This window comes from Bradyrhizobium sp. T-1, assembly GCF_053592855.1.
The window spans coordinates 3,262,093-3,286,842 of record NZ_CM132115.1; the positions used below are offsets into that span (position 1 = coordinate 3,262,093).

Here is a 24,750-nt window from a genome sequence, read left to right on the forward strand (position 1 = left end):
TGGCCATGTCTCGGCAAAAAGGCTTGTACAGAGTCATTTTGGTGGCGGGTGTCATCTTCCGGTTCCGCAACTGCGAGGAACCGGGTTCCGCAGAGCAACCAAATCAGGCATGGGCGGTTATCCCCAACTGACGTCCAACAAGGGAGCTTTCCCCAATGACGAAGCAGCAGAACCAGAATCCGGGCCAGCAGAGTCAGAGTCCCGGCCAGCAGCGCCCAAGCCAGCAGCCAGGGCAGCAGGGTGGCGGCCAGAAACCCGGACAGCAGCAGCAGCACGATCCGATGCGCCAGGGCGACAAGTCCAGGCAGCAGCAGGGCGGTCAGCAGGACAATAAATTGGATTGAACACCCAGGGAGTAGCGTCGCGTGGGCCCCGCCGAAAGGCGGGGCTTTTTCTTTGGATGAATCGGCCGCCCGGGCAATTAAGGTAAACAAAGGGTTTAAATTGCCGCCACAGTCTGATGCGAGTTAGCTCCCGGCAAAGCCTTCCGTCGAAGGCGGGTAGCAGACGAAGCGGGAAGCGGCATGTTCAGGAATTGGCGGATCGGCTCGGTGAACGGCGCGCTGCTGGCAGCTTATTTCATTCCGGCCTGGACGCTGGTCGCCTTCAACATCTTTGTGGCGCCGGTGCACGGCCTCTATGAGCGGCCGAGCATTGCGGTGGCGCTGTTCCTCAGCGATCAGCTCCAGATATCCGGCATGAGCACGGTGCGCGCCGCCTGGCTGCTGGCACTCGGACGGCTGACCGTGGTGGCGTTCTTTGCAATCTATCTCGCGCTGCTCGCCATTCCGCGCACCCGGAAAAGCGGAGCCAGCGACGAGGCGCTCGGCATTGCGCTTGCGATCGGCAGCCTGATCTCGTTCGCGAGCATGGTGATGGCCTCGAAGGTCGGCGAGATGGCCGCGCTTCGGCTGCATGCCACCGAGCTTCTGCTGCTGCTCGGTGCTGCGATCGTGCTGGTGATCGAGCGGCCCGTGGCAGCGCCGAAGATTGTCGACGTCGCGGATACCGCGCCGCTAGCCTTTGATAAGGCCGAGCTCCTGCACAATCGCTGAGGCTTCCTTGACGGCGTGGTTCGCCGCCGGCACGCCGCAATAGATCGCCTGCTGCAGCAAGATCTCCTTGATGTCGTCGGGGGTGAAGCCACCCTCGGCAAGCGCCGCGCGCACGTGCAGGCGGAATTCGTCCCATTGCCCGAGCGCGACCATGGTGCCGATCACCAGCACGCGCCGTGTGCGCTCGTCGAAATGCGGCCGCGTCCAGATCTCGCCCCAGGCGTAGCGCGTGATCATGTCCTGGAAGTCGGTGTTGAACGCGTTGCGGTTTGCGATCGATTTGTCGACCCAGGCATTGCCCAGCACCTTGCGGCGCACGTTCATGCCGGCATCGCGGCGTTGTTGGTCGTCCATAGTCTTTTCCTCCAGGAGGTCGTTCCGGGGCGCCTCGAAGAGGCGAACCCGGAATCTCGAAGCGGGTAAAATGCAGATCGAGTTTCCAGGTTCGATGCTTCGCATCGCCCCGGAATGACGGTAAGGGCGGTTACCGCTGGGTCAGGAATCCCACCACCGCGTCGGTGAACGCATGCGGCTGCTCGACATTGGAAATATGGGCGGCGTCGATGATGGTCATGCTCGCGCCGGGAATGTTGGAGCGGATCAGCTCGCCCGCCGAGATCGGCGTTGCCACGTCGTGACGGCCGGCGATCACCAGCGTCGGGCTCTTGATCTTCGGCAGCAGCGCGCGCTGGTCCAGCGTCGACAGCGCCTCGCAGCAGGCGAGATAGCCTTCGACGGGCGTGGCGAGCAGCATCGATTTCATTTTTGCCGTGATCTCAGGTTCGCGCTCGCGAAAATCCTGGGTGAGCCAGCCGGCGATCACGCCGTCGGCGACCGCAGCGATGCCGCCCTTTTTCACCGCGTCGATGCGCTCCAGCCATTTGGTCGGCTCGGCATAGTAGCAAGACGTGTTGGCGAGGATGAGCTTGCCGAATCGTTCGGGTGCGTTGGCGCCCAGCCATTGTCCGACCATGCCGCCCATCGACAGGCCGCACCAATGCACTTTCTCAATGTTGAGATCGTCGAGGATCGCCAGCACGTCGCGGCCGAAGCGCTCCATCGTATAGGGCGCGGGGGCGACGGTTGACTTGCCGTGGCCGCGGCGGTCGTAGCGGATGACGCGGAACACCTGCGTCAGCGCTTTCATCTGCGGCTCCCACATCTGCAAGGTGCAGCCGAGCGAGTTGGAAAGCATCAGGGTCGGCCCGCCGTCGCGGCCCTCGACGGAGACGTTGATCAGGCAACCGTCGGCATCGATCATGGGCATGCGGCGTCTCCGTATATTTATTCGCGCTCTAGGCTGTCGAGCAGCCGGTCGATCAGAGCTTGAGAAGCTCCTTGATAGGCCATCGGCTCGAACAATGCCGCAATTTTCTCCGGCGTCAGATGCGCGGTGACCTGCGAATCGGCCGAGAGCACCTCGCGCAGATGCTTCTTCTCGGCAACCGCGCGCTTGCTCGCGGCCTCGATCAGATGATGCGCATCGCTCTTGCCGATCTTGTCGGCGAGCGCAAAGGTGACCGCTTCCGCCATGATCAGTCCGTGCGTCGCGTCGAGATTGCTGCGCATGCGCGCGGCATCGACGTCGAGACCTTCGGCGATGTCGACGATGGCGGCGAGCGCGCCCGAGGTGACCAGCATCAATTGCGGCAATGTCGGCCATTCCGCATGCCAGGGCCCGGCGCTGCGCTCGTGGTCCTGCACCTGGGCTGCCAAAATCGTTGCGGCGAGCTGCGGGGCCATGGTCGCGCAGCCAAGGGCGCTTGCGGCGGCGACCGGGTTGCGCTTGTGCGGCATGGTCGAGGAGCCGCCCCGGCCTTCGCCGGCGGGCTCGAAGGCTTCGCCGACATCGGTCTGCATCATCAGCGAGACGTCGCGTGCGATCTTGCCGCAGGTGCCGGCGAGAATCGCGAAGCTTGAAGCCGCCTCCGCGATGCGGTCGCGATGGGTGTGCCAGGGCGCTTCCGGCAACGGCAGGTTCAGCTCCTGCGCCAGCCGTTCGGCAACCGCGAGCCCCTTGTCGCCGAGGGCCGCGAGCGTGCCGGCGGCACCGCCGAATTGGAGCGCGAGACCCTCGCGGGAGAGCCGACGCAGGCGGCAGCGGGCACGGGCGAGGCCCGCGGCGTATTCGGCGGCCTTCAACCCGAACGGCATCGGGAGCGCGTGCTGAAGCCAGGTCCGCGCCACCATCGCGGTATTGCGATGGGTGCGGGCAAGTGTCGCAAAGCCCTTGATGGCGCGGCTGAGGTCGGCGTCCAGCACCTCGATTGCCGCGCGCAAGCCCAGCATGGTGGCGGTGTCGATGACATCCTGGCTGGTCGCGCCCCAATGCACGTAGCGCGCGGCTTCGGAATCGGCCTTGCCGACATTGGCGGTCAGTGCCTTGACCAGGGGGATTGCGAGATTGCCGGATCGCGTCGCGGCCTCCGCCAGGCCGGTCATGTCGAAGGTATCGGCCTTACAGGCTGCTTCAATCGGGCCCACCGCCGCCTTCGGAATCAAACCTATGGCGGCCTCGGCCCGGGCCAGGGCTGCCTCGAAATCGAGCATGTTCTGCAGCGTCGACCGGTCGTCGCAGACGGCGCGCATGGCCGCGCTCGACAGCATCGGCGCAAGCAGGGGGGAGAGGGCTGTGCTCATGTTGCGCGGGACCTAATCACCATGCCCCGGCTCTGCCAATCCCTGACCGGCCGCACAAGACTTTTTGCAGGTGCGAACGTGCATTGCACGTGACCGGAGGCTGCCCTTTCCTTTGCGGCCTTCGTGCGTTACTTGAGCAATATTATTCGGTGATCTCGGGAGGCACCCCATGGCCATGACAATGAACGGCGAAGTCCAGCTTGCGGCGCCGCGTGAGGCCGTGTGGGAGAAGCTCAACGACCCCGCGGTGCTGAAGGCCTGCATCCCCGGCTGCGAGGAGCTGGAGAGGACCGACGACGGCGGATTTCGTGCGACCGCGAAAATGAAGGTCGGGCCGGTGTCGGCGCGCTTCAAGGGCAAGGTGACGCTGAGTGATCTCGACCCGCCGAACGGCTACAAGATCTCGGGCGAAGGCGAGGGCGGGGTGGCCGGCTTCGCCAAGGGCGGCGCGGCCGTGAGGCTCGCCGAGAAGGACGGCGGTACGCTGCTCTCCTATGACGTCGAGGCGCAGATCGGCGGCAAGTTGGCGCAGCTCGGGCAGCGCCTGATCAACGGCGCCGCCAAGAAGCTGGCCGACGAATTTTTCGCGAACTTCGCCAAGGCGGTACAGGGCTGAACGCCCTCGCTTTCGTCATGGCCGCGTGCGCCTGGGGTGATGTTGCCCCCGGACATAATGGCCCATATGATGGGTTGGAATAATTATAAAAAAGAACCGCTTCGACGGGACTCGTCGGGGCGCTGATAGAGAGTGCTTATGGCAAAAATCTCCCTCATCGTGAACGGCAATCCTGTTACGGCCAATGTCGACCCGCGTACGCTCCTGGTGCAGTTCCTGCGCGAGAATCTGCGCCTGACCGGCACCCATGTCGGCTGCGACACCTCGCAGTGCGGCGCCTGCGTCGTGCATCTCGACGGCAAGGCCGTGAAGTCCTGCACCACGCTGGCTGTGATGGCCGACGGCCATGAGGTGAAGACCATCGAGGGGCTGGCCGCCGACGGTGCGCCGCTGCATCCGATGCAGGAGGCCTTCCGCGAGCACCATGGCCTGCAGTGCGGTTTTTGCACGCCCGGCATGATCATGACCGCAATCGACATCGTTCACCGCAAGGGCAACGAGCTCGACGACCATACGATCCGGGAAGAACTAGAGGGCAATCTCTGCCGTTGCACCGGCTACCAGAACATCGTCGCCTCGATCGCCGCCGGCGCAAAGGCGATGGCGAATTCCGATCTCGCCTAAAGCGCACACGCATCCCGCGATCAGGACATCCAGATGTACGAATTCAAATACCATCGGCCCGGGACCGTCCGGCAGGCCGCCAATCTCCTGGTGAAGAACGAGGACGCCAAGGTGATCGCCGGCGGTCACACGCTGATTCCCGTGATGAAGCAGCGGCTCGCAAGTCCCCCGCATCTGGTCGACCTCTCCCATATCGAGGGGCTGAACACGATCGAGATGAAGGGCCGTTCGCTGGTGATCGGCGCCACCGCCAAGCACGCCGAGGTCGCGACCTCGGCCGTCGTCGGCGAGGCGATCCCGGCGCTCGCCAGCCTTGCCGGCGGAATCGGCGATCCCGCCGTGCGCCACAAGGGCACGATCGGCGGCTCGCTCGCCAACAACGATCCGACCGCGGACTATCCGGCCGCGGTGCTCGCGTTGGGGGCGACGATCGTTACCAACAAGCGTCGTCTCAAGGCGGAAGAGTATTTCCAGGGCCTGTTCTCGACCGCGCTGGAAGCCGACGAGATCATCACCAAGGTGATGTTCCCGCTGCCGAAGAAGGCCGCCTATATCAAGTTCCGTAACCAGGCCTCGCGCTATGCGCTGGTCGGTGTGTTCGTGGCGCGGCGTCCCTCGGACGTGCGGGTCGCCGTGACTGGCGCCGGCTCGGACGGCGTGTTCCGAATCGAGGCTTTCGAGGAGGCGCTCAAGAAGCGATTCTCGTCGAAAGTGCTTGACGGCATCGAGGTGCCGGCGGAAGGGCTGAACAGCGACATCCATGGCAGCGCCGAATACCGCGCGCATCTCATCGGCGTGCTGACGCGGCGGGCCGTTGATGCCGCCAACGCCAAGGAGTGAGTGAATCTCACGCCTCGGCCAAACTTGTCCCGGTGAGGGCGTAGCGAGACTGGCTTACTCATGACTTCAGCGACCCTGCCGGCATCGGTCGATGCGATGCTCGAACTTCTGACCTCGCGCGGCTATCTCGCCGAGCGGTCGCTGGCGACGGTGACGTATCTCTCGCTGCGCATGGGCCGGCCGCTGTTCCTGGAGGGCGAGGCCGGCGTCGGCAAGACCGAGATCGCAAAAGTGCTGTCGGCGGCGCTGGGGCGGAAGCTGATCCGCCTGCAGTGCTACGAAGGCCTCGATGTCTCCTCCGCGGTCTATGAATGGAACAGCGCCGCGCAGATGATCGCGATCCGGATGGCGGAAGCTGCCGGCGACACCGATCGTGAGCAGCTCTCGAGCGACATTTTTGCCGACCGCTACATGATCAAGCGGCCGCTGCTCCAGGCACTGGAGCCTGATGTCGCCGGCCCGCCGGTGCTGTTGATCGACGAGCTCGACCGCGCCGACGAGGCGTTCGAGGCTTATCTGCTCGAAATCCTCAGCGATTTTCAGGTGACGATCCCCGAATTCGGCACCGTGAAAGCGCCGCACCCGCCGATCGTCATCATCACCTCCAACCGTACCCGCGAGATCCACGACGCGCTGAAGCGGCGCTGTCTCTATCACTGGGTCGACTATCCCGCCGCCGAGCGCGAGCTCGCGATCGTCAAGACGCGCGTGCCCGGGATCTCGGCAAAACTGTCGCAGCAGGTCGTGCGCTTCGTGCAGGCGCTGCGCAACCAGGATTTCTACAAGTCGCCGGGCGTTGCCGAGACCATCGACTGGGCGACCGCGCTGTCCGAGCTGGACGCCCGCTCGCTGACCCCGCAAGTGGTCGGCGACACGCTTGGTGCACTGCTCAAATACCAGGACGACATCACGCGGATGCAGGGCGACACCTTGCAGAAGGTGTTGAAGGAAGCGACGAGCGAGAATTGACGCCCGTGCGTCATAGCGAACTCGTCATTCCGGGGCGCGCGTAGCGCGAGCCCGGAATCCATACTCCCGATCGTGGTTATGGATTCCGGGTTCGATGCTTTGCATCGCCCCGGAATGACGACTGAGAGTGCTGAACACCATGGCCATCAATCACCTCGCCCCCGAGCAAACCGAACAGTTCGCCGACAACATCGTCGGCTTCGCCCGCGCGCTGCGCTCTGCGGGCATGCCGGTGGGACCGGGGGCGGTCATTGATGCCATGAGCGCGCTGCAGGTGATCGACATCGGCAACCGCGCCGACGTCTTCACCACGCTGGAGGCGATCTTCGTCAAGCGCCACGAGCACGCGCTGATTTTCAAGCAGGCCTTCAACCTGTTCTTCCGCGCCTCGGAAGAGTGGAAGCACATGCTGGATTCGGTGCCGCTGCCGGAGCAGGCCAAGAAGAAGCCGCAGGCCGGCTCGCGCCGCGTGCAGGAGGCGATGTCGCAGCCGCGCATGACCGAGACGCCGCAGCACCAGGAGCAGGACCTGCGCCTGTCGGTCTCCGACAAGGAGATCCTTCAGAAGAAGGATTTTGCGCAGATGAGCGCAGCCGAGATCACCGAAGCACTCCGGGCCATCGAGATGATGCGCCTGCCGCAAGCCGAGCTGCTGACGCGCCGGCACCAGCCCGATCCGCGCGGCCTGCGGCTCGACATGCGCCGCACGCTGCGCGCGTCCTTGCGCACCGGCGGCGACATCATCGACATCCATCGTCTTGGACGGATCGAGAAGCCGGCGCCGATCGTAGCGCTGCTCGACATCTCCGGTTCGATGAGCGAGTACACCCGCCTGTTCCTGCATTTCCTGCATGCCATCGGTGACGCGCGCAAGCGCGTCTCGGTGTTCCTGTTCGGCACCCGGCTCACCAATGTGACCCGCGCGCTGCGACAGCGAGATCCCGACGAGGCGCTGGCGAGCTGCTCGGCCTCGGTCGAGGACTGGGCCGGCGGGACGCGGATCGCGACCTCGCTGCACAACTTCAACAAGTTGTGGGCGCGGCGCGTCTTGAGCCAGGGCGCCATCGTGCTGCTGATTTCCGACGGGCTGGAGCGGGAGGCCGATTCCAAGCTCGCCTTCGAGATGGACCGGCTGCACCGCTCCTGCCGGCGGCTGATCTGGCTCAACCCGCTGTTGCGGTTCGGCGGCTTCGAGGCCAAGGCCCAGGGCATCAAAATGATGCTCCCGCACGTTGACGAATTCCGGCCCGTGCATAATTTGAGTTCGATCCACGAGCTGATCAGCACGCTCTCCCGGCCGTTGCCGCCGCATCACCGCAGCCTGATCCGCTCCGCAGCTTGAGAGGTCCACCATGCTCGATCGCGACGAGGATATCCTGAAGGCGGCGGAGGACTGGCAGAAGGCCGGCCGTGGCGTCGCGCTGGCTACGGTTGTGGAGACCTGGGGCTCGGCGCCGCGTCCGGCGGGCTCGAGCCTGGTCATCAATGACGAGGGCACGTTCCTGGGGTCGGTCTCCGGCGGCTGCGTCGAGGGCGCCGTGGTCACCGAGGCCATGGACGTGATCGAGAGCGGCAAGCCGAAAATGCTCGAGTTTGGCGTCGCCGACGAGACCGCCTGGAACGTCGGGCTGTCCTGCGGCGGCACCATCCGCGTCTTCGTCGAGAAGGTTGGCTAGCCGTGAAGCTCGCGATCCTGCACGAACTCAACGCCGAGCGCGCCGCGCGCCGGCCCGCCATTCTGGTGACCGACACCGAGAGCGGCGAGCAGCGCCTGGTGAAAGCTGCGGATTTTGCCAAAGACCCGCTGCGCACCGAGCTGGACAAGCAACTCCGCATGGGCAAAAGCGCCAATGTCGAGGCCGGCGGCAAGAAGCTGTTCCTCAATGTCTACGCGCCGACCGCAAAGCTCGTCATCGTCGGCGCGGTCCATATCAGCCAGGCGCTGGCCCCGCTGGCGCGCTCGCTCGGCTATGACGTTACCGTGGTCGATCCGCGCACGGCGTTTGCGAGCGCCGAGCGTTTCCCCGATATTCCGCTTGTCGCCGAGTGGCCCGACACGGCGCTGCCGCCGCTCAACGTCGATGCCTACACGGCTTTTGTCGCGGTGACACACGATCCGAAGATCGACGATCCCGCGCTGCTGCACGCCTTCGAGCGCAACTGCTTCTATATCGGTGCGCTCGGTTCGCGGAAGACGCATGCCAAGCGCGGCGACCGGCTGCGGGCGCAGGGCGCCAAGGACAGCGATATCGCGCGCATCCATGCGCCCATTGGCCTTGCGATCGGCGCGGTCTCGCCGTCCGAGATCGCGGTGGCGATCATGGCCGAGATCACGGCGGTGCTTCGGCTGCCACCCAAAGAAAAAGAAGTAGCGGCATGAAGTTCGGCCCGGCGAACCCCAGGGATGCGATCGGCGGGGTGACCGTCCACACCCTGCGCCAGGGTCCGCTGGTGCTGAAGAAAGGCACGACGATCGGACGCACCGAAGTCGAGGCGCTGGAGCGCGCCGGCATCAAGGATATCGTCGTGGTGCGGATGGAGGCGGGCGACGTCTCCGAGGACGTCGCGGCCGCCAGCATCGCGCTTGCAATCGGCGGCGAGGGCATTCATGTCGAGCGTGCTTTCACCGGCCGCGCCAATCTGTTTGCCGCACGTCCGGGTCTGCTGGTGATCGACCGCGCCGCGGTCGACCGTATCAACAATATTGACGAAGCCATCACCTTCGCGACGCTCGCCGCCTACAAGCCGGTGGTCGAAGGCGAGATGGTCGGCACCGTCAAGATCATCCCGTTCGGGGTTGAAGGAGACTTGCGCGATGCCGCGGTGAAAGCCGCGGGCAAGGACGTGCTGAAGATCGCGCCTTACGTCATCAAGCGCGTCGGCGTGGTCTCGACGTTGCTGCCGGGCCTGTCGTCCAAGGTGATCGACAAGACGCTGCGTGTGACCGCCGAACGGCTCGCACCAGCCGGCGCCAGCATCATCGCGGAGCGGCGCGTCCAGCATGACGAGCATGCGCTGTCCGCTGCGATCAAGGAGTTGCTCGGACTTGGCGCCGAGCTCGTCATCGTGTTCGGGGCATCGGCGATCGCCGACCGCCGCGACGTGATCCCGGCAGCCGTCACGGGCATCGGCGGCGAGATCGAGCATTTCGGCATGCCGGTCGATCCCGGCAATCTCTTGCTGATCGCGCGCGCCGATGGCGTGCCGGTGCTGGGCGCACCGGGCTGCGCGAGATCACCGGTCGAGAACGGCTTCGATTGGGTGTTGATGCGGCTGCTCGCCGGCATCAAGGTGACGCGCGCCGAACTGATGGGCATGGGCGTCGGCGGGCTGTTGATGGAGATCGTGACGCGGCCACAGCCGCGCGCGCAGCCCGAGACCGAGGGCAACAGCCAGGTCGCGGCCATCGTGCTCGCGGCGGGCCGCTCGACCCGCATGGGCGGACCGAACAAGCTGCTCGCCGAGCTCGACGGCAAGAAGCTGGTGCGGATCGCGACCGAGCAGGCGCTCGCGTCCAAGGCCTCCGAGGTAATCGTCGTCACGGGCCATCAGACCGAGCTGGTCGAGCAAGCGCTGCAAGGCCTGAAGGTGCGGTTCGTCAAGAATCCGGATTTCGCCGGCGGCATCGCAAGCTCGGTGAAGGCCGGCATCGCGGCTGTGTCTGACGCGTGCGACGGCGCGGTGGTTTGCCTCGGCGATATGCCGCTGATCGACGCCGGCCTGATCGACCGTCTCATCGACGGCTTTGCGCCGGACCGCGGCAATCTCATCGTCGTGCCCGTGAGCGAAGGGCGCCGCGGCAATCCCGTGCTGTGGTCGCGCCGCTTCTTCAAGGAATTGATGACGCTCGACGGCGACGTCGGCGCGCGACACCTGATCGCCAAGCACACCGAAGCGGTCGCCGAAGTGCCTGTAGATGGCGAGGGCGCCTTCCTCGATATCGACACCCCGCAAGCGCTGGAAGCCGCAAGACGCGGGTGACGCTGCCGTAGGGCAAAGGCGCACAGCGCCGTCTCACCATCTTCTCCGCTAGGCTCGTTGAATTGGTGGGCACGCTTCCGCTTTCGCTCTTCGAGCTACGGCGGACAAGTCGCTTTGCCCACCGGCACCGTTTCCGTGGTGACACATTCCAGATCACTGATTTCAACCACTCGTTCACCATCTGGAAACGACCGCCGCTTAGAGTCCCGTCCACCTGCCTTGGGGGGAGGGGTTTTCCATGGCTTCGAACGTCGTCGCGCGCCGTTGCGCGATGTTTTTCTTTGCGCTGTCGGTTGGTGTCGCCGGCGCCCGTTATATCACCGAAGCCCACGCGGCCGGCGCATTTGCCGTCGGCAAGTGCGGCGCTTACGGCCAGGCCTATGATTACGGTGCCGAGCATGAGGCGCGTGCCGCTGCGCAGAAGCAGTGCAAGGGCGACTGCACGACCGTAACGATGAAGCGCGCCTGTGCGGCGATGTCGGTCGATATGACCAACCCCTGCGGCGCCTATGGCTACGCCGTGAAGCCGAAGATCTCGGCCACGCTCAATGCCGCCACGCGCGAATGCTACAAATACGGCGGCAAGGAATGCGTGATCCGCGCCTGGGCCTGCGACGCCAAAGGTTGATCAAGGGCTGAAGCGGCCGATCAGGCCCCGGCGCCGGTCGACCAGGGCACCTTCGTTCTGACGAACTCCGACCAGGCCTTGTTCAAGCGCGGCTCGACGCCGACCATGGCGTGCGCCTGCCAGCCGGCGATGGCTGCTGCGGCAGTGCTGCTGCCTGACTCCGGACCAATGTCTGCGAGCAGTGACGCCGTCGTCGCCATGTCATTGTAGATGCCGAGCTGCTGTTGCAGTTCGGCGAGCTTGCTCGAAAAGCGCTTGGCGGATTTTCGTTCGCCGTAAAGCGGCAGCAGGAAATCAGCGACGTAGCGTAGTTTCTTCGCGGCAAGCCGGACCCGGTGTCGCTCTTCCGTGCTGCGTGATTTGAAACGGCGGCCGCGCTTGAGCACCTTGGCGTGGTGGGCCGAAAGGATGCGTTGGGCGAAATTGGTCGCGGGCTCGGCCAGTTGGCCCAGATGTTCCGGCGCGACGTCGCTGCGCCATCCGCGCGCTTCGATCCAGCCGCCAAGGCCGATCAGGAAATACGACGTGCGGCGATCGGCCAGCACCTGGCGCACTTTGTCGTAGCTCGCGACCCGGCGCTGCTCGACGGCGTGTTCAAGCGTGTCGAAGCCCGCGATCGAAGGGCAGCCTTTCGCGACGATGCGCAATGTGTCTTGCTGAAAGACGTCCCAGTCACGCGCGGGCGAGAGATTTTGCGCCAGCCATCTGGCCTCCGACCGCAACAGGTCGAGCTTGTTCAGCGATACCACCGATCGCATCAGGTCCAGCGCGGACCGCAGGCGGCGCAGCGCGACGCGAAGCTGGTGGATGCCTTCCGGATCGCGTCCATCCTCGGCGGCTGGAATCGACTGGAGCAGATGATGCAGGCAGGCGCGCAGGATCGCGGCAAAAGTCTCGTCGAGCGACGAGGATGGATCGAGCCGAAGCTTGCGCGGCTTTCTGACGGCCGGCGGGACGCCCGACGCGAGCTCGAAGCCGCGCGCCGATTTGCTGCGAATGGAAGGCCTGGCCGGCCCATGCTCGGCAAGCCGGAGTGCGAGCTCCCAGATGGCGGACGGGTTGCCAGCCTTGAGCTCGAGTTCGATCTCGCTGACCTGAAGCGACCGATCGCCGGCGGTCAGATGGCCCTGGTCGAAGGCAATTTCGACCGAGCCCGACGGCAGGTCGACGATGCGTTGATGCCGGCGAATGTCGGTGCTGAAGACCGCTTCGAGTGGACGGCGCGCGAGATCGGCGCGTAGTTTCTCCGGGAGGAAGAGCAGCGCCAGCGCGACGTCGGGTGTCATGGAAGGCACGCTCGCCTCCCATTCGCCGCGCCGCAGCGGATCGTTGCCAGATTCGGTCTTCACCGTTTGCGTGAAGCGCGAACCGCTCTGGCGAACCCGAAAGTTCAGTCCGTTACGTTGAAGCGCACGCTTGGGCGTATCGTAGTAGACGGCCCTGAGGTGCTTACGCGAGCCTTTGTTGCGCGCGTTTGCGACAATGACGGGCGCGTTGCCGAAATCGGCGAGGCGATCGGCGGCGACCAGCAGCTTGAGCTCGATTTCGCTGGCTTGCGGCGCGACCTCGCGGGAAGGAGCAATTTCCGGCGCGGCCGTTGCTATGCGCGCTTCGTCAGTCGAGCGGTCGGCCTGAACAGACTCGTTACGCGAAGATTCATTGTCAGGGAGTTCGGAACCGGTTGCCTCGCCCGCGGACGGAACGGTGAAGGTGCCAGATGTCCTTCTGTCGTCCGGGACCGGATGACCGTTGGCCTTCGCAAGCCGCTGCACGGGTTCGAGGGCTCGCTTGATCGCGCCAGTTTCGGACATGCAAGGTTTATGACAGTTCAGTGACAGAGCGCCGACGTATACCCGACTTGGCCAGCGAGGAGAAGCGCAGCCGGTCGCATCTCCGTTGAAATTTCCGAGCTGTGATCGATGGGTCAATCCAGGTTACGTTCATGTCGAGCGTCGGTGCGCGCAGAATCTTCGTTTCTTTCCCGGCGCTTGGATGTGTGTTGGGAGAATTCATGCAGTTCGACACCAAGATTGCCGTCGTCATCCGCAATGATCTGGAAGTCTGGCAAAAGCTCAATGTTGCCTCGTTCCTGACGAGCGGCATTGCGGCTGCCTTTCCGGAGTGCATAGGCGATGCCTATGAGGATGCCTCGGGCACGAAATATCTTGCGCTGATTGGTCAGCCGATCCTGATCTATGGTGCTGATGGTCCGGCGCTGTCGCGCGCACTCGACCGTGCGCTCACCCGCAACGTCATGCCAGCGGTCTATACCGAGGACATGTTCAAGACCACGCATGACGCCGCCAATCGCGAGGCGGTGAGGGCGGTCGCGCGTGCCGATCTCAATCTCGTCGGCATTGCGATGCGCGCCGAGCGCAAGGTGATTGACAAGATTATCGATGGTCTGAAGTTCCATAGCTGACGCCAGCAGCGTCCATCGTGGCGCCGTCACCAGGACGTGATGAGGACACCGCGCTGCGTAAAGTTTGTGCGGTTTGACCCCAATCAAACGGGGACTGTGTGGCTTCGCTAGTCTGCTCGCGCAATGCAAAGGAGCAGATCAGATGCCGACCATGAAAGCCGCCGTCGTCAGACAATTTGGCAAGCCGCTGGTGATTGAGGACGTAGCGGTGCCGGAGCCCGGTCCGGGCGAGGTTCTCGTCAAGGTGAAGGCCTGCGGCGTCTGCCACACCGATCTGCACGCCGCGACCGGCGACTGGCCGGTGAAGCCGGTTCCGCCCTTCATTCCCGGGCATGAAGTCGCCGGCATCGTCGCCGCCCTCGGGCCCGGCGTGAAGAATCTGAAGGTTGGCGACGCCGTGGGCGTGGCCTGGCTGCACGACGCGTGCATGTCTTGCGAATATTGCGAGACCGGCTGGGAGACGTTGTGCGAGCACCAGCACAACACCGGCTACAGCGTGAACGGCGGCTTTGCTGAATACGTCATTGCCTCCGCCGCCTTTGCGGCGAAGCTGCCGGCGACGATCGATTTTGCCGCTATTGCGCCGATCCTGTGCGCTGGCGTCACCACCTACAAGGGGTTGAAGGAGACCGAGGCCAGGCCCGGCGAGTGGGTCGTGATCTCGGGGGTCGGCGGCCTCGGCCACGTCGCGATCCAATACGCCAAGGCGATGGGGCTCAAGGTTGCAGCCGTCGACATCGCCGCGGACAAGCTCGCGCTTGCGCGGGAGGCCGGTGCCGATCTCGCGGTCAACGCGCTTGCGGCGGGCGCCGTGGACAATGTCCTTGCGGCAACCGGCGGCGGGGCGCACGGCGTGCTGGTGACGGCGGTCTCGACCGCTGCCTTCGCTCAGGCGTTGAAGATGGTGCGCCGGAAGGGCACCGTCAGCCTCGTCGGCCTGCCGCCGGGCGAATTCCCGACGCCGATCTTCGACGTCGTGCTCAAGCGCATCACCGTGCGTGGCTCCATCGTCGGCACGCGCCGGGATCTCGACGAAGCCATCGCGTTCGCCGCCGACGGCAAGGTCAAGGCTGAGGTGGCGAAGGTGCCGCTGGCTGAGATCAACGACGTCTTCGACCGGATGAAGGCCGGCAAGATCGACGGCCGCATGGTGCTCGACTTTGGCTGAGGCCTTCGCCTCAGCCCGGCGGCATCGTCTCGAACTTGGCGAGGCCGGGATCGAGATGATCCCAGTCATGCCCGCGCGCGGCGTAGGTGACCACTTGCGGCTTGTAGCGCGCGGGCTCGTCGAGGCTCGCGGCGCGGATGGTGAAGATGTCGGGCATGGCGGCAAAGGTCATGTAGACCGGCAAGCCGCACTCGGGGCAGAAGGCGCGCGTCTTCACGTTGCCGCTGTCGCCAACCATGTCCCATGTCTTGGCCTTGCCCGTCACCGTGACCCCGGCGCGCGCGAAGGTGGCGTACGAGCCATGGCCGGTGCCGCTTTCACGCTGGCAGTCCCGGCACTGGCAGTGGTTGCTGAACAGAGGCTCGCCGGTGATCGAATAGCGGATCGCGCCGCAGGCGCAGCCGCCGGTATAGGGCTTGTCCATGGTGATGGCTCCTCAACTGCCTTCGCCGCTGATCTCGTCGAGCTGCCGGACGACCTTCTTCCAGCCGCCGCTCATGACACTGTACGCGCTCTCGTTCCTGGGCATGACGAAGCCCGCGTGAATCAGCTGGATTCGCGTGCCGGATTCGACCGGGGTGAGGGACCACGTCACGACGGTGTCGAGCGGTGCGCCATAGCCGGTGTTGCGCTCATGGCCGCCTTTCCAGGCGTAGACGAGACGCCTGCCAGCCACCACCTCCAGAACACGGCAATGAATGACGCCGTCCCAATTGCCGCCCGGCGTGGTTTGAAAGGTAAAAGCCGTACCTTCGACGGCTTCGAAACCGGTCGGCTTCATCAGCCAGCGCGCGATCAGTTGCGCATTGGTCAGCACCTTCCAGACGGTCTCCGGCGCATGAGGGAGCACCTCATCGATGACGATGTCTTTGGTCTCGGTTTTCAACGCAGCTGCACTCACGGGTCGATCTCCTTCAAGAGGTCACGCAGGTTCTGGAAGCGCTCGCGCCAGAACACGCCGTAATGATCCATCCAGGTCACCAACGGTTCGAGGCCTTGCGGGGCGGCGCGGTAATAGACGTTGCGGCCCTCGGCGCGCTCGGCGACGAGGCCGGCCTGCTTCAGCGATTTCAAATGTTGCGAGATCGCGCCCTGCGTGACGCCGCTGCCGCGCGTCAGCTCGGCGACGCTGATCTCCTTGCTGTCGAAGACGCGCTCGAACACCGCGCGGCGGGTTGGATCGGCGAGGGCGCGCATCACGGCGGTGACAGGATTGGGGACGGCTTCGATCATGCTAATCAATTAGCAATCGCTAATTCATTAGTCAATGCTAATTTGTTTGCGTGTCTCGGGCATGGATGCTGATTGACTATGACTGACTAGTCAGTCATAAATAAACAATGTCAAAGAAGTCCACCAGAGCGGTTGCGAAGCCAGCAACTCACACCCCCGAGGCTGGCGGGGAAGCGGCTGCTCCCGCGTCGAGCCGCGCTGCGCGCGCGGCGGAACGACGTGCGGCGATCGTCGAGGCAGCGATGGAGGAATTCATTGCGCGCGGCTTTGCCGCGACGCGGCTCGACGACATTGCCAGGCGCGCAGGCGTCGCGAAGGGCACGATCTATCTGCACTTCAAGGACAAGGAATCGATGTTCGAGGAGCTGGTGCGCACGGTGATCGTGCCCGTAGTGGCGAGGCTGAATGCGCTGCCGCCGCCGACGGGCTCGGTACGCGATCTGATCGAGGCGTTTGCCGGCAACTTCATCAAGGAGGTGATGGGCACGCGGCGCGGAGATCTCGTCCGCCTGATCGTGGCGGAGGGGCCGCGCTTTCCGGCCGTTGCCGACTTCTACTACCGTGAGGTGGTCTCGCGCGGGATGGCCGGCATGCGCGCGCTGATCGAGCTCGGCATCGCCCGCGGCGAGATCCACCAGAAGAACCTTGCGCGCTTCCCGCAGATCCTGGTTGCGCCGGCGATGATCGCCGTGATCTGGCAGAGCCTGTTTGCACGGTACGCGCCGCTCGACGCGCAGGACATGCTGCGTGTCCATCTCGACTTGATTTTTGGCGAACGGAGGACGACATGAGGTCGTCGCAAAGGATATCTGCAATCGTATTGGCCGTCGTGCTTGCAACATCGCTTGCCGGTTGCAAGGAGAAGCGCGATCCCGGCTTCCAGGGCTGGGTCGAAGCCGACATGATCTATGTCAGCCCGGACGAAGCCGGGCGGGTGATCAAGCTGGACATCCGCGAAGGCGACGTGGTGAAGGTTGGCGACGCCTTGTATTCGGTCGATGACGATCTCCAGCTTGCCGATCTCAACCAGACCAAGGCGACGCTGGCCAATGCGCAACAGGTGTTCGATCGCGCGGATTCCCTGCGCAAGACCGGCTCAGGCACGCAAGCCGCGCTCGATTCCGCGGTCTCGGACTTGCGGGTTGCGCAGGCGCGGGTGGTGACCTCGCAGACGCGGCTGGCGCGGCGCAAGGGATTTGCGCCTGTCGCAGGCACCATCCAGCAGATCTATTTCCGTGAGGGCGAGATGGTGGCGGCGCAACGACCGGTGCTCTCGATCATGCCGCCCGGCAACATGAAGCTGCGCTTCTTCGTGCCGGAGACGGAGCTGCCGAAACTGTCGATCGGCGACGAGGTGCGGGTGGCCTGCGACAATTGCGCCGCCGATCTCACCGCAAAGATCTATTTCATCGCGACCTCGGCCGAATACACCCCACCGGTGATCTACAGCCTCGAAGAGCGCAACAAGCTCGTCTACCTGATCCAGGCGCGGCCCTCGCGGCCGGACGCGTTGCGGGTCGGACAACCGATCGACGTCTATCTCAACCCGAAGACTCCGGTGGCGGACAAGCGATGAGCGCCGGCAATGACATCGCGATCGACGTCAAGGGCCTGACGAAATCGTTCGGCGGCCGCGAGGTCGTGCACGATCTGTCGATGCAGGTGAAGCGTGGCTCGATCTACGGCTTCCTTGGGCCGAACGGCTCGGGCAAGACCACGACCATCCGGATCCTCTGCGGCCTGCTGACGCCCGACAGCGGCGAGGGCACCTGCCTCGGCTACGACATCCTGCGCGACGCCGAAAAGATCAAGCGCCAGGTCGGCTACATGACCCAGCGTTTCAGCCTGTATCAGGACCTCTCGGTGCGGGAGAATCTCGAATTCGTCGCGCGGCTCTACGGCCTCACGGATGCGCGCGGCGCGGCGCGCGACATGATCAAGCGGCTCGGGCTCTCGGGTCGCGAGGATCAGCTCGCAGGCGAGCTCTCCGGTGGCTGGAAGCAGCGGCTGGCGCTAGGGGCTTGCACGCTGCCCAATCCAAAGCTGCTGCTGCTCGACGAGCCGACCGCCGGCGTCGATCCGAAGGCGCGGCGCGATTTCTGGAACGAGATCCACGCGCTCGCGGCCGAAGGGCTCACCGTGCTGGTCTCGACCCATTACATGGACGAGGCCGAACGCTGTCACGAGATCGCTTATATCGCTTACGGCCATCTCTTGACGCACGGCACCGTCGATGAGGTGATCGCGAAATCCGCGCTGGCGACTTATACCGTCACCGGCGAGTTGAATGGCCTCGCCGCCGAGCTCGCCGGCAAGCCCGGGATCGACATGGTGGCCCCGTTCGGCACCTCGCTGCACGTCTCGGGCCGCGACTTGGCGGCACTCGAAGCCAGCATCGCGCCGTGGCGCGAGAAGAGCGGCCTGCACTGGCAGAAGTCGCATCCATCGCTGGAAGACGTCTTCATCGAGCTGATGGGCCGCTCCAAGGACAATTTCCAATGAGCACAATCCGGACAACCGACGCCATCGGGGAGATCCGCGGCCGCTTCGGCTTCTGGCGCCGCTCCTATGCCATGATGGCGAAGGAGTTCATCCAGCTTCGGCGGGACCGCGTCTCGTTTGCGATGATCGTGGCGATTCCGGTGATGCAGCTTCTCTTGTTCGGTTATGCCATCAACACCACGCCGCACCATCTGCCAAGCGCGGTGCTGCTCCAGGAGGACTCCGATCTCGCTCGTTCGGTCCTGAAGGCGTTGGAGAATACCGCCTATTTCCGCTTCATCTACGAGGTGCACGACGTCGACGAGTTCGACAATCTCCTGAAGTCGGGCAAGGTGCTATTCGGCGTCGAGATCCCGCGCGGCTTCGAACGCGCGGTGCGGCGCGGCGACAAGCCGGCGCTGCTGGTCGCCGCCGACGCGACCGATCCGGTCGCCGCAAGCTCCGCGCTCGGCTCGCTCGGCATGATCGTGCAGACCGCGCTCGCGCACGATCTCTACATCGGCGCCCCCCCGGCACCGCCGTTCGAGATACGCGCGCACGCGCGCTACAATCCGGCCGCGGAATCGCGGCTCAACATCGTGCCGGGACTGGTCGGCACCATCCTCACCATGACGATGCTGATCTTCACGGCACTGTCGGTGACGCGCGAGATTGAACGCGGCACCATGGAGAGCCTCCTGTCGATGCCGATCAAGCCGGTCGAGGTGATGATCGGCAAGATCGTTCCCTACATCCTGGTCGGATTCATCCAGGCTTTCCTGATCGTCAATATTGGAGTGTTCCTGTTCGGCGTTCCGGTGCTCGGCAATCTGTTTCTGCTGGCGGCACTTTCGACCCTTTTCATCGCCGCAAATCTCGCGATCGGCTACACGTTCTCCACCATCGCGCAGAATCAGCTGCAGGCGATACAGATGTCGTTCATGTTCTTTCTGCCAAGCATTCTCTTGTCCGGATTCATGTTCCCGTTCGCGGGCATGCCGAATTGGGCGCAATATGTCGGCGAATGCCTGCCGCTGACGCACTACATCCGCATCGTCCGCGCCATCATGCTGAAGGGCGCGTCCATGCCAAATCTGCGCTTCGATGCGCTGGCGCTGGCTGCGCTGATGCTGGTCGCCATGACCATCGCCGTGACGCGCTTCCGCCGCACGCTGGATTGAGGCACAATGTCCTCTGGCGTCATTCCGGGGCGCACGAAGTGCGAACCCGGAATCTCGAGATTCCGGGTTCGCTGCTCCGGGCTGCGTTTCGCGGTCCCGTCGCGTCGCCCCGGAATGACTGGGGGACGGAATGGTCGGCTTTACGAATTGGAAGAGACGCGGGGGCGCCGTTCTCTCGGAGGAGTTCGAGCGCGAGCTGACGCGCGAAGTGCTGCGCACCGAGCTGTTGCGGGTGAAGGCGCTGATCGCCACCGGCCTGGTCATGATGGTCCTGCTCACGGCAACCTTCGTGATCGATCCCGCCATCTCGAACCGGATCTGGCGCGGGACGGAGGGCATGGTCCGCGAATATGTCCTCGTGGCGGGCTTCCTGCTCTTCGAGGTCTGGGTTCATGGCCAGATCAGGCGAAACCTGAAGCTCGATCGCGACCTGCCGGTGATCAGGCGCTATATCGGTGCAACCATCGAAACATCGCTGCCGACGCTCATCCTGATCCTCCAGATCCGCAGCATGGGCGCGAGCCAGGCGCTCGGCTTCGTGTTGCCGCTGGTCTATTTCATCTTCGTCATTCTCTCGACGCTCCGGCTCGATTTCTGGCTGTCCACCTTTACGGGATTTGTCGCCGCCGCCGAGCTCCTGGCTGTCGCGCTGTACTACAATTCGGCCAGCGACACCGGCGAGCCCCTGATCTACTTCCACGTGGTGCGCAGCGCCGTCATCCTGGTCTGCGGCGTGCTCGCGGGTTCGGTCGGCGCGCAGTTGCGACGACAGTTCGCCGCGAGCATCGCGGCGGCCACGGCGCGCGACCGGGTGACCAATCTGTTCGGCCAGCATGTGTCGCCGCAAGTGGTCGAGCGGCTGATGGCGGAGGGGACGAGCGCGGCCGGTGATCTGCGCCGCGTCGCCGTGATGTTCGTCGATTTCCGCGGCTTTACGGCAGGCGCGCAGTCGCGCACGCCGCAGGAGGTCGTCGACCGGCTCGACGGTGCCTTCGCGGTGCTGGTCGATATTCTCGACCGCCACGGCGGCATCGTGAACAAGTTTCTCGGCGACGGCTTTCTCGCGCTGTTCGGCGCCCCGCTGGAGGCCTCCGATGCCGCGCATCGATCTGTCGCGGCAGGCCGCGAGATGCTGAGCGCAATGGACCGCATCAATGCGCAGACGAGCTGGCCGCTCAGGATCGGCATCGGCATCCATTTCGGCGAGGTCGTTGCCGGCAATATCGGTTCGCCCCGGCGCAAGGAATACACTGTGATCGGTGATACCGTGAATTTCGCCTCCCGGCTCGAGGCGCTCAACAAGGAGTTCGGCACCCAGCTTCTGATCTCGGCGACCGTGCGCGAAGCGCTCGGCGATGACGGCGAGGATGCCGTGTCCCTCGGCGAGGTCACCGTTCGCGGTTACGAGCAGCCGGTGGCGGTGTTTCAGCTGGGATGAGGACTGCTCGCGTTTGTTTGAAGGCGCGCACCGAAATATCCTCGCTGGTTCTCCGCTCTTGCACTCAGGACGTCGAAATTCTTTCGATGTCCGTTTGCCACGCGGAGAAAATCCATGATCCGATTGAGCCTTGTCTCGGCCGCCCTGATTGCCGCTGCTGTTTATCAAATCGAAGCTGCGTCCGCCCGCGACGTTGCGCCTGCGCGGCGCGGTGGGATGCACGCGACGGCGGGTTGCGTCAGGGCGCCAGCTGAGGGGGCCTTTGCCACTGCGCCCTACAAGGAGCCGCCCTGCATGCCGAACACCACGAACTGACGATCGAAGCGGACGGGGCCGGGCCGGCGGAAGCTGCGGCGCCGGCCCCGCATCTCGATGCGTTACGGTATCATGGTAGTCCTTGACTCCACTTTCATGTAGTCATCTATATGACTAGATGAATTCAGCCCCGCGCGACGACCGCCTGCCACGCTACCAGCGCCTGCGCGATGATCTCGCTGCGCGGATCAACCGCAACGAATGGCGGCCGGGTGAGCCGATCCCGTCGGAGGCCGAGCTGGGCGCCCATTACGGCGTCGCGATCGGCACCGTGCGCAAGGCGATCGACCAGCTCGTCGCGGACGCCGTGCTGGAGCGCCAGCAGGGCCGCGGCACCTTCGTGCGCAGGGCGCGCTTCAACTCCTCGCTGTTTCGCTTCTTCCGCTTCCAGTCCGAGAGCGGCGAGCGGCGCGTGCCGAAGAGCCGCATCATCCGGCGCAGAAGCGTGCCCGCGACATCAGCGGTGGCATCAGCCCTGCGCATCCCGGTCGGCGAAGCCGTGATCAGCTTGTCGCGCCTGCGCCTGATCGACGACGTGCCGCTGCTCGCCGAAGAAATCTGGCTGCAGCAATCGCGCTTCGCGAAGATCCTGGACATCGACACGGCCGAGTTCGGCGACTTGCTTTATCCGCTCTACGAAGAGCGCTGCGGCGAGGTCGTGGTCTCCGCCGAGGAAATCCTGACGGTCGAGATCGCCAACGAGATGCAGGCGCGGCTGCTCAGGCTCGAGGCCCATGCACCGCTGATCGTGATCGAGCGCCTCGCGCTCGATCTGGAGCGGCGGCCGATCGAATGGCGCCGCTCGCGCGGGCCGGCGGACCGCTTCCGCTACCACGCCGAGATCCGGTGACGGCGGCCTTCCAACGACACCAAGCAATAAACGCGTACAGGGGTAGGAAACATGTCGAACTGGTACAGTGAAAGCTCGCCGCTGGAGCGGCGCACGTTCTGGGCAAGCTTTGGCGGCTGGGCGCTGGATGCGCTCGACGTCCAGATGTTCGGCCTCGCCATCCCGGCGCTGATCGCGGCCTTCGGCATCAGCAAAGCGGACGCCGGCCTGCTCGGTTCGGTCACGCTGTTCTTCGGCGCGTTCGGCGGCTGGCTCGGCGGGGCGCTCGGCGATCGTTTTGGTCGCGTCAAGGCGCTCCAGATCACGGTCGCGGCTTTTGCGCTTGCGACTTTCGCCTCGGCATTTGCGATGAGCTACACTCAGCTCCTGGTGCTCAAGGCGATCCAGGGCCTCGGCTTCGGCGCCGAATGGGCCTGCGGCGCGGTGCTGATGGCCGAGATCATCCGTCCCGAGCATCGCGGCAAGGCGCTGGGTTCGGTGCAGAGCGCTTGGGCGGTCGGCTGGGGCGCGGCGGTGCTGCTATCGGCGCTGATCTTCACCTACGCGCCGGCGGATATCGCCTGGCGAATCCTGTTTGCGATCGGATTGCTGCCGGCGCTGCTCATCATCTTCATCCGCCGCGGGCTGAAGGAGCCGCCGCGCGCTGCTGCCAAGGATGCAGAGACGCCATTCCTGGCCACGCTCTCAGGCATATTCCATCGTGACGTGCTGCGCTCGACCTTGGTCGGCGGTCTCTTCGGCATCGGCGCCCATGGCGGCTATGCCGCACTGACGACGTTCCTGCCGACTTATCTGCGCGAGGTGCGGCACTTGTCGGTGCTCGGCTCCAGCGGCTATCTCGCCGTCATCATCGCTGCGTTCTTCTGCGGCTGTGTCACGAGCGGGATCGTCAGCGACCGGATCGGCCGCCGGGCCAATGTCGCGCTGTTTGCCAGCGCCTGCATCGCCACTGTGCTGATCTACATCTTCGCGCCGCTGACCAATGGCCAGATGCTGGTGCTCGGCTTTCCGCTCGGCTTCTTCTCGGCTGGCATTCCCGCCAGCATGGCGGCGCTGTTCAGCGAGCTCTATCCCGCGGGCGTCCGCGGCACCGGCGTCGGCTTCTGCTACAATTTCGGCCGTGTCGTCTCCGCCGCGTTTCCCTTCCTGGTCGGCTTCCTCAGCGATCGCATCGGACTCGGCCCCGCGATCGGCATCGACGCGGCGTTTGCTTATTCACTAGTGCTGATCGCGGTGCTGCTCCTGCCCGAAACCCGCGGCAAGGTGTTCGAGCAGGCCGCGGCGACGCGCGCCTGACGACGGATGGGGAGAAATGACCATGACGTTGCCCCAGCGCGGCCTGACACGCCGCCAGTTTGGTGCGGGTGTTGCGTCGCTCGCCATGGCGACCGCGACGACAGCCAGGAGTGAGGCGGCCTTGCCAACGATCGATACGCACGCCCATGTGTTTCACCGTGGCCTCAAGCTTGCGCCGGGTCGGCGCTACGCGCCCGATTACGACGCGCCGCTGTCGCTCTATCTCGAGCAGCTCGATCGCAACGGCATGACCAACGGGGTGCTGGTGCAGCCGAGCTTCCTCGGCACCGACAATTCCTATCTCGTCGACTGCCTGAAACGAACCGGGGGGCGCCTGCGCGGCATCGCCGTCGTCGATCCCGTCATTTCTGCAGGCGAGCTAGGTGAACTCGATCGCGCGGGCGTCGTCGGCATTCGCCTCAATCTCGTCGGCCAGCCTTTGCCCGATCTCGCTTCGAGCGAATGGAACGGATTGCTCGCAGGCGTGAAGGCGATGGGCTGGCAGGTCGAGATCCAGCGCAACGCGGCCGATCTCGCCGTGCTCGTGCCGCAGCTGCTCGATCACGGAATCACTGTCGTGCTCGATCATTACGCGCTGCCCGATCCAAAGCTCGGGGTCACCGATCCCGGCTTTCAATCGGTGCTGAAACTCGGGGCGAGCCGGACCGTGTGGGTCAAGGTCTCCGCGCCGTATCGCAATGGCCCGGCCGGCGAGAATTTTGCCAGGGGCGCCTATCCACTGCTGCGTAGCGCTTACGGTTCCGATCGTCTGCTGTGGGGCAGCGACTGGCCGCACACGCAGTTTGAGGCGACGCAGACTTACGCGAAGAACCGGCAATTCCTTGACACGCTGATCGTCGATAAGAGCGAGCGTGCACAGGTGCTGGCATCGCCGCGGCCGCTCTTCCGCTTCTGACGCGGTGTCGCGATTGCTCCGATTGCACTGAATTTTGGGGCATGACGGACAATGTTTTGAGCTTGTAGAGTGCTGCGCGAGGCGGCCGGTCGCGGCC

29 protein-coding genes are annotated in these 24,750 nt (G+C 64.7%); 22 read left to right on the forward strand and 7 right to left on the reverse strand.

Annotated features, from left to right (window positions below; translation table 11 throughout):
- Positions 1 to 155 precede the first annotated feature (155 nt).
- Both ACWAT4_RS15525 and ACWAT4_RS15530 read left to right on the forward strand, forming a co-directional pair.
- Positions 156 to 344 carry a hypothetical protein gene (locus tag ACWAT4_RS15525; RefSeq protein ID WP_212425249.1) on the forward strand — a complete coding sequence of 63 codons (189 nt, stop codon included), beginning with the start codon at positions 156 to 158 and terminating at the stop codon, positions 342 to 344.
- Positions 345 to 524: 180 nt separating this feature from the next.
- Entirely contained in the window at positions 525 to 1,055 is a 531-nt protein-coding gene (locus tag ACWAT4_RS15530; protein WP_449730866.1) for a hypothetical protein, read from the forward strand.
- Here ACWAT4_RS15530 and ACWAT4_RS15535 read toward each other — a convergent pair.
- From ACWAT4_RS15535 to ACWAT4_RS15545, 3 genes are all read right to left on the reverse strand, one after another.
- Entirely contained in the window at positions 1,017 to 1,409 is a 393-nt protein-coding gene (locus ACWAT4_RS15535; protein ID WP_212303055.1) for a carboxymuconolactone decarboxylase family protein, read from the reverse strand. The genes ACWAT4_RS15530 and ACWAT4_RS15535 overlap by 39 nt on opposite strands.
- 130 nt (positions 1,410 to 1,539) lie before the next feature.
- The gene (pcaD, locus tag ACWAT4_RS15540) at positions 1,540 to 2,322 is read right to left on the reverse strand and encodes a 3-oxoadipate enol-lactonase (RefSeq protein WP_212303056.1); all 783 of its coding nucleotides are present in this window, start codon (positions 2,320 to 2,322) and stop codon (positions 1,540 to 1,542) included.
- Positions 2,323 to 2,339: 17 nt separating this feature from the next.
- Entirely contained in the window at positions 2,340 to 3,695 is a 1,356-nt protein-coding gene (locus ACWAT4_RS15545; RefSeq protein WP_212303057.1) for a 3-carboxy-cis,cis-muconate cycloisomerase, read from the reverse strand.
- 169 nt (positions 3,696 to 3,864) lie between these two features.
- Between ACWAT4_RS15545 and ACWAT4_RS15550 the strand changes: the two genes are divergently transcribed.
- The 9 genes from ACWAT4_RS15550 to ACWAT4_RS15590 all read left to right on the forward strand — a co-directional run bounded on the left by ACWAT4_RS15550 (position 3,865) and on the right by ACWAT4_RS15590 (position 11,353).
- Positions 3,865 to 4,311 (forward strand): CoxG family protein, encoded by a 447-nt coding sequence (locus tag ACWAT4_RS15550; RefSeq protein ID WP_212303058.1) that lies wholly within the window; start codon positions 3,865 to 3,867, stop codon positions 4,309 to 4,311.
- 138 nt (positions 4,312 to 4,449) lie between these two features.
- Complete coding sequence (locus ACWAT4_RS15555; RefSeq protein WP_212303059.1) at positions 4,450 to 4,935, forward strand: (2Fe-2S)-binding protein; 486 nt, start codon at positions 4,450 to 4,452, stop codon at positions 4,933 to 4,935.
- Between the two features lie 33 nt (positions 4,936 to 4,968).
- Positions 4,969 to 5,775, forward strand: a complete 807-nt coding sequence (locus ACWAT4_RS15560; protein WP_212303060.1) for an FAD binding domain-containing protein — start codon at positions 4,969 to 4,971, stop codon at positions 5,773 to 5,775.
- A gap of 60 nt (positions 5,776 to 5,835) precedes the next feature.
- Positions 5,836 to 6,744, forward strand: a complete 909-nt coding sequence (locus tag ACWAT4_RS15565; RefSeq protein ID WP_188095444.1) for an AAA family ATPase — start codon at positions 5,836 to 5,838, stop codon at positions 6,742 to 6,744.
- Positions 6,745 to 6,883: 139 nt separating this feature from the next.
- Complete coding sequence (locus ACWAT4_RS15570) at positions 6,884 to 8,086, forward strand: vWA domain-containing protein (protein ID WP_212444378.1); 1,203 nt, start codon at positions 6,884 to 6,886, stop codon at positions 8,084 to 8,086.
- A gap of 10 nt (positions 8,087 to 8,096) precedes the next feature.
- A complete protein-coding gene (locus ACWAT4_RS15575) occupies positions 8,097 to 8,420 on the forward strand; it encodes an XdhC family protein (RefSeq protein WP_008564652.1) in 324 nt (107 codons plus the stop codon).
- Between the two features lie 2 nt (positions 8,421 to 8,422).
- Entirely contained in the window at positions 8,423 to 9,124 is a 702-nt protein-coding gene (locus tag ACWAT4_RS15580) for an XdhC family protein (protein WP_212425245.1), read from the forward strand.
- Positions 9,121 to 10,725, forward strand: a complete 1,605-nt coding sequence (locus ACWAT4_RS15585; RefSeq protein WP_212425244.1) for an NTP transferase domain-containing protein — start codon at positions 9,121 to 9,123, stop codon at positions 10,723 to 10,725. The genes ACWAT4_RS15580 and ACWAT4_RS15585 overlap by 4 nt, the downstream gene beginning before the upstream one ends.
- A gap of 238 nt (positions 10,726 to 10,963) precedes the next feature.
- Positions 10,964 to 11,353 carry a DUF4189 domain-containing protein gene (locus ACWAT4_RS15590; protein ID WP_212303064.1) on the forward strand — a complete coding sequence of 130 codons (390 nt, stop codon included), beginning with the start codon at positions 10,964 to 10,966 and terminating at the stop codon, positions 11,351 to 11,353.
- 20 nt (positions 11,354 to 11,373) lie between these two features.
- On the opposite strand, the gene ACWAT4_RS15595 is transcribed toward ACWAT4_RS15590, so the two are convergent.
- Positions 11,374 to 13,164: a CYTH and CHAD domain-containing protein gene (locus ACWAT4_RS15595; RefSeq protein ID WP_449730867.1), complete on the reverse strand. Its 1,791-nt coding sequence runs from the start codon at positions 13,162 to 13,164 to the stop codon at positions 11,374 to 11,376.
- A 200-nt stretch (positions 13,165 to 13,364) separates the two neighbouring features.
- On the opposite strand from ACWAT4_RS15595, the gene ACWAT4_RS15600 reads away from it, so the two are divergent.
- The gene (locus tag ACWAT4_RS15600; RefSeq protein ID WP_212425241.1) at positions 13,365 to 13,775 is read left to right on the forward strand and encodes a DUF2000 family protein; all 411 of its coding nucleotides are present in this window, start codon (positions 13,365 to 13,367) and stop codon (positions 13,773 to 13,775) included.
- A 142-nt stretch (positions 13,776 to 13,917) separates the two neighbouring features.
- Entirely contained in the window at positions 13,918 to 14,943 is a 1,026-nt protein-coding gene (adhP, locus tag ACWAT4_RS15605; protein WP_212303067.1) for an alcohol dehydrogenase AdhP, read from the forward strand.
- A gap of 10 nt (positions 14,944 to 14,953) precedes the next feature.
- Here adhP and ACWAT4_RS15610 read toward each other — a convergent pair whose 3' ends face one another.
- Genes ACWAT4_RS15610 through ACWAT4_RS15620 form a run of 3 tightly spaced genes read right to left on the reverse strand, consistent with a single transcriptional unit; the run spans position 14,954 to position 16,176 of the window.
- On the reverse strand, positions 14,954 to 15,367 hold the full coding sequence (locus tag ACWAT4_RS15610; RefSeq protein ID WP_212425240.1) for a GFA family protein: 414 nt from the start codon (positions 15,365 to 15,367) through the stop codon (positions 14,954 to 14,956).
- Between the two features lie 12 nt (positions 15,368 to 15,379).
- Positions 15,380 to 15,844 carry an SRPBCC family protein gene (locus tag ACWAT4_RS15615; protein WP_449730868.1) on the reverse strand — a complete coding sequence of 155 codons (465 nt, stop codon included), beginning with the start codon at positions 15,842 to 15,844 and terminating at the stop codon, positions 15,380 to 15,382.
- Entirely contained in the window at positions 15,841 to 16,176 is a 336-nt protein-coding gene (locus ACWAT4_RS15620; RefSeq protein WP_212303070.1) for an ArsR/SmtB family transcription factor, read from the reverse strand. The genes ACWAT4_RS15615 and ACWAT4_RS15620 overlap by 4 nt, the downstream gene beginning before the upstream one ends.
- Positions 16,177 to 16,283: 107 nt before the next feature.
- Here ACWAT4_RS15620 and ACWAT4_RS15625 point away from each other — a divergent pair, with 107 nt between their 5' ends.
- From ACWAT4_RS15625 to ACWAT4_RS15665, 9 genes are all read left to right on the forward strand, one after another.
- A complete protein-coding gene (locus ACWAT4_RS15625; RefSeq protein WP_249148899.1) occupies positions 16,284 to 16,967 on the forward strand; it encodes a TetR/AcrR family transcriptional regulator in 684 nt (227 codons plus the stop codon).
- Positions 16,964 to 17,752, forward strand: a complete 789-nt coding sequence (locus ACWAT4_RS15630) for an HlyD family secretion protein (protein WP_212303072.1) — start codon at positions 16,964 to 16,966, stop codon at positions 17,750 to 17,752. Before ACWAT4_RS15625 ends, ACWAT4_RS15630 begins: the two co-directional genes overlap by 4 nt.
- Positions 17,749 to 18,678, forward strand: a complete 930-nt coding sequence (locus ACWAT4_RS15635; RefSeq protein WP_212303073.1) for an ABC transporter ATP-binding protein — start codon at positions 17,749 to 17,751, stop codon at positions 18,676 to 18,678. The genes ACWAT4_RS15630 and ACWAT4_RS15635 overlap by 4 nt, the downstream gene beginning before the upstream one ends.
- Positions 18,675 to 19,838 (forward strand): ABC transporter permease, encoded by a 1,164-nt coding sequence (locus tag ACWAT4_RS15640; RefSeq protein WP_212303074.1) that lies wholly within the window; start codon positions 18,675 to 18,677, stop codon positions 19,836 to 19,838. Before ACWAT4_RS15635 ends, ACWAT4_RS15640 begins: the two co-directional genes overlap by 4 nt.
- Before the next feature lie 130 nt (positions 19,839 to 19,968).
- The gene (locus ACWAT4_RS15645) at positions 19,969 to 21,276 is read left to right on the forward strand and encodes an adenylate/guanylate cyclase domain-containing protein (RefSeq protein WP_212303075.1); all 1,308 of its coding nucleotides are present in this window, start codon (positions 19,969 to 19,971) and stop codon (positions 21,274 to 21,276) included.
- 114 nt (positions 21,277 to 21,390) lie between these two features.
- Complete coding sequence (locus ACWAT4_RS15650) at positions 21,391 to 21,591, forward strand: hypothetical protein (protein WP_449730869.1); 201 nt, start codon at positions 21,391 to 21,393, stop codon at positions 21,589 to 21,591.
- A gap of 118 nt (positions 21,592 to 21,709) precedes the next feature.
- Entirely contained in the window at positions 21,710 to 22,441 is a 732-nt protein-coding gene (locus ACWAT4_RS15655) for a GntR family transcriptional regulator (protein WP_212303077.1), read from the forward strand.
- Between the two features lie 51 nt (positions 22,442 to 22,492).
- Positions 22,493 to 23,737 (forward strand): MFS transporter, encoded by a 1,245-nt coding sequence (locus ACWAT4_RS15660; protein ID WP_212444374.1) that lies wholly within the window; start codon positions 22,493 to 22,495, stop codon positions 23,735 to 23,737.
- A gap of 22 nt (positions 23,738 to 23,759) precedes the next feature.
- Positions 23,760 to 24,653: an amidohydrolase family protein gene (locus ACWAT4_RS15665; protein ID WP_449730870.1), complete on the forward strand. Its 894-nt coding sequence runs from the start codon at positions 23,760 to 23,762 to the stop codon at positions 24,651 to 24,653.
- The last annotated feature ends 97 nt before the right edge of the window (positions 24,654 to 24,750 follow it).